Annotated in this window: 11 protein-coding genes and 2 tRNA genes; 4 read left to right on the top strand and 9 right to left on the bottom strand. The window is 53.2% G+C overall.

What is annotated here, in order from left to right; all coding sequences use genetic code 11:
* Positions 1 to 102 precede the first annotated feature (102 nt).
* Positions 103 to 1,005 (top strand): HTH-type transcriptional activator IlvY, encoded by a 903-nt coding sequence (gene ilvY / locus WN16_RS03720; protein WP_003018003.1) that lies wholly within the window; start codon positions 103 to 105, stop codon positions 1,003 to 1,005.
* 172 nt (positions 1,006 to 1,177) lie between these two features.
* A complete protein-coding gene (gene fabV, locus WN16_RS03715) occupies positions 1,178 to 2,371 on the top strand; it encodes an enoyl-ACP reductase FabV (RefSeq protein ID WP_003844612.1) in 1,194 nt (397 codons plus the stop codon).
* Between the two features lie 63 nt (positions 2,372 to 2,434).
* Here fabV and ilvA read toward each other — a convergent pair whose 3' ends face one another.
* The 6 genes from ilvA to ilvL form a co-directional block, all read right to left on the bottom strand.
* Positions 2,435 to 3,979 (bottom strand): threonine ammonia-lyase, biosynthetic, encoded by a 1,545-nt coding sequence (ilvA, locus tag WN16_RS03710; protein ID WP_044702245.1) that lies wholly within the window; start codon positions 3,977 to 3,979, stop codon positions 2,435 to 2,437.
* 5 nt (positions 3,980 to 3,984) lie between these two features.
* Positions 3,985 to 5,835 (bottom strand): dihydroxy-acid dehydratase, encoded by a 1,851-nt coding sequence (ilvD, locus tag WN16_RS03705; RefSeq protein ID WP_003844609.1) that lies wholly within the window; start codon positions 5,833 to 5,835, stop codon positions 3,985 to 3,987.
* A gap of 60 nt (positions 5,836 to 5,895) precedes the next feature.
* Positions 5,896 to 6,825 carry a branched-chain amino acid transaminase gene (locus WN16_RS03700; protein ID WP_003018014.1) on the bottom strand — a complete coding sequence of 310 codons (930 nt, stop codon included), beginning with the start codon at positions 6,823 to 6,825 and terminating at the stop codon, positions 5,896 to 5,898.
* Between the two features lie 17 nt (positions 6,826 to 6,842).
* Complete coding sequence (ilvM, locus tag WN16_RS03695) at positions 6,843 to 7,106, bottom strand: acetolactate synthase 2 small subunit (RefSeq protein WP_003018017.1); 264 nt, start codon at positions 7,104 to 7,106, stop codon at positions 6,843 to 6,845.
* Entirely contained in the window at positions 7,103 to 8,749 is a 1,647-nt protein-coding gene (gene ilvG, locus WN16_RS03690) for an acetolactate synthase 2 catalytic subunit (RefSeq protein WP_003841174.1), read from the bottom strand. The genes ilvM and ilvG overlap by 4 nt, the downstream gene beginning before the upstream one ends.
* A gap of 139 nt (positions 8,750 to 8,888) precedes the next feature.
* Positions 8,889 to 8,987, bottom strand: coding sequence for an ilv operon leader peptide (ilvL, locus tag WN16_RS03685; RefSeq protein WP_001311244.1), 99 nt, complete (start codon positions 8,985 to 8,987; stop codon positions 8,889 to 8,891).
* 352 nt (positions 8,988 to 9,339) lie between these two features.
* Between ilvL and WN16_RS03680 the strand changes: the two genes are divergently transcribed.
* Complete coding sequence (locus tag WN16_RS03680; protein ID WP_016151226.1) at positions 9,340 to 10,860, top strand: YifB family Mg chelatase-like AAA ATPase; 1,521 nt, start codon at positions 9,340 to 9,342, stop codon at positions 10,858 to 10,860.
* A gap of 24 nt (positions 10,861 to 10,884) precedes the next feature.
* On the opposite strand, the gene maoP is transcribed toward WN16_RS03680, so the two are convergent.
* Entirely contained in the window at positions 10,885 to 11,223 is a 339-nt protein-coding gene (gene maoP / locus WN16_RS03675) for a macrodomain Ori organization protein MaoP (protein ID WP_003018025.1), read from the bottom strand.
* 106 nt (positions 11,224 to 11,329) lie between these two features.
* Between maoP and hdfR the strand changes: the two genes are divergently transcribed.
* Positions 11,330 to 12,175: an HTH-type transcriptional regulator HdfR gene (gene hdfR, locus WN16_RS03670; RefSeq protein ID WP_085952510.1), complete on the top strand. Its 846-nt coding sequence runs from the start codon at positions 11,330 to 11,332 to the stop codon at positions 12,173 to 12,175.
* 99 nt (positions 12,176 to 12,274) lie between these two features.
* Here hdfR and WN16_RS03665 read toward each other — a convergent pair.
* Both WN16_RS03665 and WN16_RS03660 read right to left on the bottom strand, forming a co-directional pair.
* Positions 12,275 to 12,350 (bottom strand) — tRNA-Trp (locus WN16_RS03665).
* Positions 12,351 to 12,402: 52 nt separating this feature from the next.
* Positions 12,403 to 12,479, bottom strand: a tRNA-Asp gene (locus WN16_RS03660).
* Between the last annotated feature and the right edge of the window lie 20 nt (positions 12,480 to 12,499).

The raw sequence follows: 12,499 nt of genomic DNA, 5'->3' as shown, positions 1-12,499 counted from the left end.
CGAGATTGAATCCACATTACAACAGGAAATTTATTGCGGAAATTGATATATTCACAACATCACATTGCAATTTATGCAACGTAGAAAATCGGAGGTTCGTCTGTGGATTTACGCGATCTGAAAATGTTCCTGCATTTGGCTGAAAGTCGCCACTTTGGCCGCAGCGCACGGGCAATGCACGTCAGCCCCTCCACGCTTTCGCGCCAGATTCAGCGCCTGGAAGAAGATCTCGGCCAGCCGCTGTTTGTGCGCGATAACCGCACGGTCACGCTGACCGAAGCGGGCGAAGAGCTGCGCGTATTCGCCCAACAGACGCTGCTGCAATACCAGCAACTGCGCCACACCCTCGATCAGCAAGGGCCGTCGCTGTCAGGCGAGTTACATATCTTCTGCTCCGTCACCGCCGCGTACAGCCACCTGCCACCGATACTTGATCGCTTCCGCGCTGAACACCCGTCGGTTGAAATCAAGCTCACCACCGGCGACGCCGCCGATGCGATGGACAAAGTGGTCACTGGTGAAGCCGATCTGGCGATTGCCGGTAAGCCCGAGACACTGCCCGGCGCGGTAGCGTTCTCGATGCTGGAGAATCTGACGGTGGTGCTGATCGCCCCGGCGCTGCCCTGCCCGGTGCGTAATCAGGTTTCCGTCGAGAAACCCGACTGGTCGACGGTGCCTTTTATCATGGCCGACCAGGGGCCGGTCCGCCGCCGCATTGAGCTGTGGTTCCGCCGTCACAAAATCAGCAACCCATCGATTTACGCTACGGTAGGCGGTCATGAAGCGATGGTCTCAATGGTGGCGCTGGGCTGCGGCGTGGCGCTGCTGCCGGAAGTGGTGCTGGAAAACAGCCCGGAGCCGGTACGTAACCGCGTGATGATTTTAGAACGCAGCGACGAGAAAACGCCGTTCGAACTGGGCGTCTGCGCGCCGAAAAAGCGGCTGCATGAACCGCTGATCGACGCGTTCTGGAAGATTGTTCTGGAACGTAAATCTGCCGACTAGCGCCAGCGTCAGGCCTAAAATCAGTGGTAGATTCAGTATTGGCGCTCCTTTTCTGTATAATGTCGTGATCCATTGTAGTGGGGGGCTTGTTAACCATCGCGTTAAGCAGGCCAGAACAGACGGTGTCATTGCGCACTTGACAGCGAAAATACAAACTTAATTAGCCATCATTATGATAATCAAACCAAAAATTCGTGGATTCATCTGTACAACGACCCATCCGACTGGCTGCAAAGTCAACGTGGAAAAGCAGATCGAGTATGTTAAGCAGAACGGGAAAATCGAGAACGGCCCGTCCCGCGTGCTGGTGATCGGTGCTTCCACCGGTTACGGTCTGGCTTCCAGAATTTCTGCCGCCTTTGGCAGCGGAGCCGCCACTATCGGCGTATTTTTCGAAAAACCGGGCACGGATACCAAACCGGGTTCCGCAGGCTGGTATAACTCTGCCGCCTTCGATGAAGCAGCTAAGCGTGAAGGTCTGTACTCCAAAAGCATCAACGGCGATGCGTTCTCTGACGAATGCCGTGATGAAGTGATCAAACTGATAAAAGAAGACCTGGGTCAGATTGACCTAGTGGTTTACTCACTGGCTTCCCCAGTGCGTAAAATGCCGAAAACCGGTGAAATCGTCCGTTCTGCGCTGAAGCCAATCGGTGAGGTTTACACCTCTAAAGCGATCGATACCAACAAAGATCAGATCATCACCGCCAGCATTGAGCCGGCAACCGAAGAAGAAGTTCAGAACACCGTCACCGTCATGGGCGGCGAAGACTGGGAACTGTGGATGGGCGCGCTGAGCGAAGCGGGCGTGCTGGCTGACGGCGTGAAAACCGTAGCCTACTCCTACATCGGTACCGACCTGACCTGGCCAATCTACTGGCACGGCGCGCTGGGCAAAGCGAAAGAAGATCTCGATCGCGCCGCGGGCGAACTGCGTAACCAGCTGGCTCCGCTGAACGGTTCCGCGAACGTTGCCGTACTGAAGTCCGTTATCACTCAGGCGTCTTCCGCCATTCCAGTGATGCCGTTGTACATCTCCATGGTCTTCAAGCTGATGAAAGCACAGGGGATTCATGAAGGTTGTATCGAGCAAATCAACCGTCTGATGACCACCAGCCTGTACGGTGACAAAGTGGCGCTTGATGACAACCAGCGTATCCGTATGGATGACTGGGAACTGCGTGATGACATTCAGCAAGCATGTCGCGACCTGTGGCCGCTGATCACCACCGAAAACCTGGCGCAAGAAACCGATTATGCAGGCTACAAGCAGGAATTCCTGAACCTGTTCGGTTTTGGTCTCGACGGCGTGGACTACGACGCTGACGTGAACACCGAAGTCGAATTCGACGTTATCACGCTGTAATCTGCTGATACAGTAGCAAAAAGGGTTCATGTTTTTACATGAACCCTTTTTTAATGGCTGTTGTTAACCCGCCAGGAAGAACCTGAACGCCGGGTTATGCGTTTCATCGTGACAATCATAGCCCAGTTCGTTCAGCCGCGTTTCGAAATCAGGCTCGTGTTCCCCCAACTCAAACGCCGCCAGTACGCGACCATAGTCGGTACCGTGACTGCGATAGTGGAACAATGAAATATTCCAGTGCGTCCCCAGGGTATGCAGGAATTTGAGCAACGCCCCTGGTGATTCGGGGAATTCAAAGCTGAACAGACGTTCCTGTAAGGGTTTCGACGGACGTCCACCGACCATATAGCGCACGTGTAGCTTCGCCATCTCGTCATCAGACAGATCCACCACGCTGTAGCCGCCCTCGTTGAGCAGTTGCAGGATTTCCTTACGCTCTTCCAGCCCACGGCTCAGGCGTACACCGACAAAAATGCAGGCGTCTTTCGCATCGGCAAAGCGGTAGTTAAACTCCGTTACCGAACGGCCACCCAAAAGCTGGCAGAACTTCAGGAAACTTCCCTTCTCTTCCGGGATGGTCACCGCCAGCAGGGCTTCACGTTGTTCCCCCAGCTCGCAACGTTCGGAAACGTAGCGCAAGCCGTGGAAGTTAACGTTAGCGCCGGAAAGAACATGCGCCAGACGCTCGCCGCGAATATTATGCTGGGCGATGTATTTTTTCATCCCCGCCAGCGCCAGCGCCCCGGAAGGCTCAGCCACCGCACGTACATCCTCGAACAGGTCTTTCATTGCCGCACAAATAGCATCGCTATCGACAGTGATAATATCGTCGAGATATTCCTGGCACAGACGGAAGGTTTCATCGCCAATACGTTTCACCGCTACGCCTTCGGCAAAGAGACCCACACGCGGCAGATCCACCGGATGACCAGCATCCAGCGCTGCTTTCAGGCAGGCCGAATCTTCCGCTTCCACGGCAATCACTTTGATTTGCGGCATCAGCTGTTTAATCAGCACCGCAACACCTGCCGCTAATCCGCCACCACCAACAGGCACGAATACGCGATCGAGATGAGCGTCCTGCTGGAGCAGCTCCAGCGCCAGCGTGCCCTGCCCGGCAATCACCATCGGATGATCAAACGGTGGAACCCAGGTAAAACCCTGCTGCTGTGACAGTTCAATCGCTTTGGCTTTGGCTTCATCAAAATTCGCGCCGTGCAACAGCACTTCTCCGCCGAAGCCGCGAACGGCATCGACTTTGATATCGGCGGTAGCCGTTGGCATGACAATCAGCGCCTTCACGCCTAAGCGCGCAGAAGAGAACGCGACACCCTGAGCATGATTACCCGCCGATGCAGTGATGACCCCATGCGCTTTTTGCTCTTCGGTCAAGCCCGCCATCATGGCATAGGCACCGCGTAGCTTGAAGCTGTGAACGGGTTGACGGTCTTCGCGCTTCACCAGAATGACGTTATCGAGGCGCGAAGAGAGCTTTTCCATTTTCTGTAGCGGCGTTACCTGTGCCGCTTCGTATACCGGCGCACGCAGTACCGCTCTGAGATACTCAGCGCCCTCAGGAGCACCGGATAGAGGTTGTGAATCCGCCATGGTCATTATCCCCCGAGCTTCGACTTATCGCGCACCGCACCTTTGTCGGCACTGGTTGCCAGGCTGGCATAGGCGCGCAGTGCAAAGGAGACCTGACGTTGACGATCTTTTGGCGTCCAGGCTTTGTCACCGCGAGCTTCCTGCGCTTCACGGCGCGCAGCGATTTCCGCATCACTCAGTTGCAGTTGAATGCCACGATTCGGGATATCGATGGCAATCATGTCACCATCTTCGATAATCGCGATATTACCGCCGCTGGCCGCTTCCGGAGAAACGTGACCGATGGAAAGCCCCGAAGTACCGCCGGAGAAACGACCATCGGTAATCAGCGCACAAGCCTTGCCGAGGCCCATCGATTTCAGGAAGGTGGTTGGGTAGAGCATTTCCTGCATGCCTGGCCCGCCTTTCGGCCCTTCGTAGCGAATGACAACCACGTCGCCAGCCACCACTTTACCGCCGAGGATTGCTTCAACCGCATCGTCCTGGCTTTCATACACTTTTGCCGGGCCGGTGAATTTCAGGATACTGTCATCCACGCCTGCAGTTTTTACGATACAGCCGTTTTCCGCAAAGTTACCGTACAGGACTGCCAGACCGCCGTCTTTGCTGTAAGCATGTTCCAGCGAGCGGATGCAGCCTTCAGCGCGGTCGTCATCCAGCGTATCCCAACGGCAGTCCTGCGAGAACGCCTGGGTGGTACGGATGCCCGCCGGTCCGGCGCGGAACATTTTTTTCACCGCGTCGTCTTTGGTCAACATCACGTCATACCGATCAAGCGTTTGCGGCAGAGTCAGACCCAGCACGTTTTTCACGTCGCGGTTCAGCAGTCCGGCACGATCCAGTTCGCCTAAAATACCCAGTACGCCGCCTGCGCGGTGCACGTCTTCCATATGGTATTTCTGCGTGCTCGGCGCCACTTTACACAGCTGTGGGACTTTGCGGGACAGCTTGTCGATATCACTCATGGTGAAGTCGATTTCCGCTTCCTGTGCGGCCGCCAGCAGGTGCAGAACGGTGTTGGTGGAGCCGCCCATGGCGATATCCAGCGTCATGGCGTTCTCAAACGCCGCTTTACTGGCAATGTTGCGCGGCAGGGCGGAGGCATCATCCTGCTCGTAATAGCGTTTGGTCAGCTCGACGATGCGTTTACCCGCGTTAAGGAACAGCGTTTTACGGTCGGCGTGAGTCGCCAACAGCGAACCGTTACCCGGCTGCGACAGGCCCAGCGCTTCGGTCAGGCAGTTCATCGAGTTGGCGGTGAACATTCCGGAGCAGGAGCCGCAGGTTGGACAGGCGGAACGTTCAACCTGCTCGCTTTGTGAGTCGGAGACTTTCGGGTCAGCGCCCTGAATCATCGCATCAACCAGGTCGAGCTTGATGATTTGGTCAGAGAGCTTGGTTTTCCCGGCTTCCATCGGACCGCCGGAAACAAAGATCACCGGAATATTCAGGCGCAAAGAGGCCATTAACATCCCAGGGGTGATTTTGTCGCAGTTAGAGATACAGACCATCGCATCGGCGCAGTGGGCGTTAACCATGTACTCCACTGAATCGGCGATCAGCTCGCGCGACGGCAGTGAATACAGCATGCCACCGTGCCCCATGGCGATACCATCATCCACAGCAATGGTGTTGAACTCTTTCGCCACGCCGCCTGAGGCTTCGATTTGTTCGGCAACCAGTTTACCGAGATCGCGCAGGTGGACGTGACCCGGCACAAACTGGGTAAAAGAGTTCACCACAGCGATAATCGGTTTACCGAAATCATCATCGGTCATCCCGGTGGCGCGCCACAGTGCGCGGGCACCCGCCATATTGCGTCCGTGGGTGGTGGTAGCAGAACGATACTTAGGCATGCTTGATTAACTCCCGTCTGTCTAATAATTGGGACGGTGCGTGCCGTCCCAAATTTATGTTTATTGATTAACCTGATCCAACCAGCCGTATTTATCTTCCGTTTCACCAGTGAAGAGGCCAAAGAAGGCCTGCTGGATGCGTTTGGTGACCGGACCGCAGCGGCCTTCGCCCACCTGGATACCATCGACGCTGCGTACTGGGGTGATTTCGGCCGCGGTACCGGACATGAACACTTCGTCGGCCAGGTACAGCGATTCACGGGACAGCACCTGCTCACGCACTTCGATATCGAGATCTTTCGCCAGCTTAATGATCGCGTCACGGGTGATACCCGGCAGTGCAGAAGAGGTAAACGGCGGGGTAAACAGAATGCCGTCTTTTACTTCAAACAGGTTTTCACCCGCGCCTTCAGAAATGTAACCATTCACATCCAGGGCAATGCCTTCCTGATAGCCATGACGACGCGCTTCACTACCCACCAGCAGCGAAGACAGATAGTTACCGCCCGCTTTAGCCGCTGTAGGGATGGTGTTCGGCGCAACGCGGTTCCAGGAAGAAACCATCGCGTCGATCCCCTGTTCCAGCGCTTCAGCACCAAGGTAAGCGCCCCACGGGAACGCAGCGATGATCACGTCAGTGGTGTATCCCGCTGGCGGGTTAACGCCCATCCCCACGTCGCCAACAAACACCAGCGGACGGATATAGGCGCTGGTCAGATTGTTTTTACGAATCACCTCACGGCAAGCTTCCATCAGCTCATCAACGCTCTGAGAAACCGGAAAACGATAGATCTTGGCTGAATCACGCAGACGCTGCATATGTTCGCGATGACGGAACACCACCGGCCCTTTGTGAGAATCGTAGCAACGGATGCCTTCAAATACAGAAGTACCGTAGTGCAGCGCGTGGGACATCACGTGAACCTTAGCGTCTTCCCAACGAATCATCTCGCCATTAGACCAAATGTAATCAGCTTTTTTCGTCGTCATTTTTCTTCCTTTTGCGCTCAGGCGCGGATTTGTTGTGATGTGGTTGTGCTCTGGCAGATAGCAACATGTGCAACGTCTACCAGTTTACTTAACTGACTAAACAGTAAGTCGACCGACCGGGGGCTGGCAACGGTCAATTCGATATTTATATTCTGCGCATCGCTAGCGGCTTCCATATTCATGGAGCACACCTGAAAACCGCGATGGCGTACCACGCGTAAAACACGTTCTAACGTTTCCGGATTGAACCGAGCCTCAACGGCGACCTGATGTTGCATCATGATAATTTCTCCAGCATTTCTGAGTTACTGGCACCTGGCGGTACCAGAGGCCAGACATTCTCAAGTTCGTCGATTGAGACATGAAGCAGGTATGGCCCCTCGCTGTTCAGCATGGTGTCGAGTGCCGCTTCAACCTGGTCTTTACGGGTGATGTGTTGACCTGGGATGCCGAAGGCACTGGCCAACATGAGGAAATCGGGGTTATCGGTAAGGGTGGTTTCGCTATAACGTTCCTGGAAAAACAGCTGCTGCCATTGTCGCACCATGCCTAACCGCTGGTTGTCGAGTAAAACTATCTTCAACGGCAACTGCTTGCGTTTTACGGTGCCGAGCTCCTGTACATTCATCATGAAGGAACCGTCACCGGAGATACAGATTACCGTATCGTTCGGGCGAGCAACCTGCGCGCCAACCGCTGCTGGCAAGCCAAAGCCCATCGTGCCCAGGCCGCTCGAGGTGATAAAATTTTCCGGGCGGGTGTAGGTCATATGCTGCGCCGACCACATCTGATGCTGGCCAACATCCGTTGTCACTACGCTGTCCGCGGGTTTGCGATCGGACAACTGCTTCAACAACAGTGGCGCGTAGATAGCCTCACCGGGATGATCATAGCGCCAGGTATGCTCTGTGCGCAGTTCAGCACTATGCTGACGCCATGCGTCAATCTTCAGCGATTGCTGCAATGCCGGCAGCAGAGAATTTAAATCACCCTGCAATGCTACGTGCGCCTGGCGCAGCTTGTTCATTTCCGCAGGGTCGATATCCATGTGGATCACGCTGGCGTTTGGTGCGAAGGTATTCAGCTTGCCGGTTACCCGGTCATCAAAACGCGCGCCCACTGCAATCAGTAAATCACATTCTTGCACCGCGAAATTTGCCGCTTTAGTGCCGTGCATTCCCAACATACCCAAATAGTATGGGTAGTCAGCCTCTACTGCGCCCAGCCCCTTCAACGTGCAGGCGACCGGCATTTGGGTTACCGCGATAAATTCACGCAGGGCCGGGACCGCCTGCGCCATACCAACGCCGCCACCTACGTACAGGATAGGTTTCTGCGCTTGTGCCAGCATTTTACGCGCCTGCTCAACGTCAGCGTGCGGGAAAACCTCTACGTTTTTGACTGTCGTAAAATACGGCTCCAGCGTACCGCTGGCCAATTGGATGTCTTTCGGGATATCAACCAGAACCGGCCCCGGACGACCGGAATTCGCCACAGCAAAAGCTTCAGCCATGATGCGCGGCAGCTCTTCCAGTGACTGCACCAGGAAACTGTGTTTGGTGCAGGACAGAGACATACCCAGAACGTCCACTTCCTGGAACGCATCCGTTCCGATGAAAGATGATGCCACCTGGCCGGTGATCGCCACCACAGGAACTGAATCTAACAGCGCATCGGCAAGGCCCGTGATCAGGTTGGTAGCACCAGGTCCGGAAGTGGCGATACACACGCCGGTTTTACCGGTCGCACGGGCATAGCCAATTGCTGCCATTGCCGCGCCCTGCTCGTGTCGGCACAACAGGTGTTCTACGCCGCCGTCATATAACGCATCGTAAACCGGCATAATTGCGCCACCAGGATAACCAAAGACGGTTTGAACCCCTTGTGCACGCAACGCATGTACCACCCACTGTGCCCCATTCATAGTTACATCCCCGCCGTAAATCTTGAGAAACAGAATTTTATGCTACCGTTCACTTTCTGCTCCTCGTGTATGTTTTTAAGGTCAAAAAAAACCCCCGGACCTTTCGGTGCGGGGGTCTTAGTTCGTTAAGGCTTGTTTTCTAAGCCTTTCCTCGTCCAAGTGCAGCCCCGCACGGTGGGATAATAATCACCACCACGCTAATCACGACCAGGCTAATCACTCGTAGAAGGGCTGTCATTTTTGTATTTTCTTGCATCTTGTTCGAAGGAATACCTAAAGAGTTACCATAGAATTTGCAAATGACACAAGATATTTTTTTATTCGTTTTTCTGACGACGTTAACGGTTTAGATAAATATCGTTGTTTTTTAAACAAAAAATCAAAGGTGAAAATATTTCACGTTTCAGGTAATTCTCGGCAACCCATTCCCTACTAAAAATGCCATGCAAAAGCGTTTGCGAGCGCTATTCCAGACTTAATGTAATCAGTGTTGAGCTACATAAAAACACGGGAATGAGCCTCTAAAAACCGTAATTATGTGAAATCTTGCAGCGATGTATTGCGACATAATGCTTTCATCAGGAGGGCTTATGTCACTATCGATTGTTCACACACGCGCTGCGCTGGGCGTGAATGCGCCAGCCATTACCATCGAGGTACATATCAGCAATGGTTTGCCTGGTTTAACCATGGTGGGATTACCCGAAACAACGGTGAAAGAGGCCCGCGATCGGGTTCGCAGTGCGGTAATTAATAGCGGTTATGAATTCCCGGCAAAGAAGATAACCATAAACCTCGCTCCAGCCGATCTCCCAAAAGAAGGGGGACGATATGATTTACCTATCGCAGTTGCGCTTCTGGCCGCTTCTGAGCAGCTTACTCCCCATAATCTCGATACATATGAGCTGGTAGGCGAATTAGCGCTTACAGGCGCGTTACGCGGCGTTCCCGGTGCGATATCAAGTGCAACCGAAGCCATTCGCGCAGGCAGGAGAATTATTGTCGCAAAAGAGAATGCAGCTGAAGTTGGACTAATACAGGGTGAAGGGTGCCTCATAGCCGATCATCTACAGGCAGTATGCGCATTCCTCGAAGGTAAGCATGATTTAGACAGACCATCATCAGCAGATTTTATCCCCTGCGCATTAGCAGATGATCTGAGCGATGTTATCGGCCAGGAACAGGGTAAACGCGGGCTGGAGCTTACCGCAGCTGGCGGTCATAACCTCATACTCATCGGCCCTCCGGGTACGGGTAAGACTATGCTGGCCAGTCGCCTGAGAGGATTGCTTCCGCCACTGAGTAACGATGAGGCACTGGAAAGCGCCGCGATTCTTAGTCTGGTCAATTCCGACACGCTACAGAAACAGTGGAAACAACGCCCTTTTCGCTCTCCGCATCACAGTGCTTCATTAACCGCCATGGTCGGTGGAGGCTCTATTCCTGCGCCAGGCGAGATCTCTCTGGCGCATAACGGCATACTATTTCTGGATGAACTACCCGAGTTTGAGCGGCGCACACTGGATGCACTGCGCGAACCCATTGAGTCCGGACAGATACATCTATCCCGCACCAGAGCAAAAATCACCTATCCCGCTCGCTTTCAACTCATAGCCGCCATGAATCCCAGCCCAACAGGCCATTATCAGGGGAACCATAACCGCTGTACCCCAGAGCAGACGCTACGCTACCTCAATCGATTATCAGGTCCATTTCTTGACCGCTTCGATCTCTCTCTCGAAATCCCTTTGCCACCGCCCGGGATACTCAGCCAGAACCAGGTAAAAGGGGAAGATAGCGCAACGGTGAAGCAACGTGTTATGGCAGCGCGAGATCGTCAGTATCGACGACAAAATAAGTTAAACGCGCATCTGGACAGTCAGGATATCAATAAATACTGTCCACTGCGCAGTGACGATGCACAGTGGCTTGAAGAAACGCTCGCGCATCTCGGATTATCCATCCGCGCCTGGTTACGCCTAATAAAGGTTGCTCGAACGATCGCGGATATAGAACAATCTGACCATATCTCTCGCCAGCACTTACAGGAGGCTGTTGGGTATCGGGCGATAGACAGATTACTCATTCATTTGCAGAAACTACTGGCATAAAAAAAGGGCTTTCGCCCTTTTTTATTAATCATCAGATTCGGTGTAGTCTTCCGCACCTTCCACCTGAGGTTTCCCACCAGACAGCGTGTGGAAGCGTTTTGGACGCTTAATGCGCGTCATGTATTTGGACCACACACGTTCAGCTTCGGTAACCGGTTCGCGCTCACCACGGCATACCGCAACAAACAGTTTTTCTTCTTCCGTTACCGGCTCACGCTTGCCCAGATCCAGCTCGTTGAAAGCATAACCGTGACGCTCAAGCAGTTGTGCTTCTTTAATGGTGAAATCACCATGACGGGAGAATCCGCGGGGATAATATTTATTATCGAAATATCGATTAGTCGTCGTAAAGCTTTCCGCCATCCTGCACGCTCCTAATTCTTTGGCCGAGCTATTTATGGCGCGGAGTATTAGTTACGCTTGACAGAGCGTCAAACAAAAGATTTAAATCATAACGACAAATAATTTTATGGAGCGAGTTGTGGATACGGAATTGTTAAAAACTTTCCTGGAAGTTAGCCGGACACGCCACTTTGGCAGAGCTGCTGAAGCGCTCTATCTGACCCAATCAGCGGTTAGTTTCCGGATCAGACAACTGGAAAATCAATTGGGTGTAAACCTGTTCACCCGACACAGAAACAATATCCGTTTAACCGCTGCTGGTGAAAAATTACTGCCTTACGCTGAAACGCTGATGAATACGTGGCAAGCCGCACGTAAGGAGGTTGCGAATACCTCGCGTCATAACGAGTTTTCTATTGGTGCCAGCGCATCCCTCTGGGAATGTATGCTTAATGGCTGGTTGGGGCGTTTGTACCAATCCCAGGAGCCGCAATCCAGCCTGCAGTTTGAAGCGAGGATCGCTCAGCGACAGTCGTTAGTAAAACAGCTCCATGAACGACAGCTTGATCTACTGATTACTACCGAAACGCCCAAAATGGACGAATTTAGCAGCCAACTGTTGGGATATTTCACGCTGGCGCTCTATTGCAGTTCTCCTTCACAAACCAAGGATGAACTGAATTATCTGCGTCTGGAATGGGGACCTGACTTTCAGCAACACGAAGCGGGATTGATTGCGGGAGATGAAGTGCCGGTACTCACCACCAGTTCGGCAGAATTGGCCAGGCAGCAACTTTCAGTCCTTAGAGGCTTTAGCTGGCTTCCGGTCAGTTGGGCTAAAGGTAAAAGCGATCTCCATACGGTTACTGACAGTACAACCCTTTCGCGCCCGTTATATGCAGTTTGGCTGCAAAACAGCGATAAACATGCACTGATTTGCGACTTGCTGAGAACGAATATTCTGGAAGATTAAAGAAAATACGGGCAAGGATGCCGGGAATAAAACAACTGGAAGGCACAGCGCAAATTGCAGATAAAAAAAATCCTTAGCAAGAATGCTAAGGATTGTTTCTGGCAGGGGCGGAGAGACTCGAACTCGCGACACCCGGTTTTGGAGACCGGTGCTCTACCAACTGAGCTACGCCCCTAAATTTTCTTATCATTAAGCCTGCTACTAAGCAGGCTTAATTTTCTAATAAGTGGCGGAACGGACGGGACTCGAACCCGCGACCCCCTGCGTGACAGGCAGGTATTCTAACCAACTGAACTACCGCTCCACCGAATTTCTTTGTCACTA

It is taken from the genome of Citrobacter sp. ABFQG (genome assembly GCF_004322975.1).
Classification (GTDB): domain Bacteria; phylum Pseudomonadota; class Gammaproteobacteria; order Enterobacterales; family Enterobacteriaceae; genus Citrobacter; species Citrobacter freundii.
Note: the sequence above shows the minus strand (reverse complement) of the source record. Positions and strands in the feature narration are given on the sequence as shown.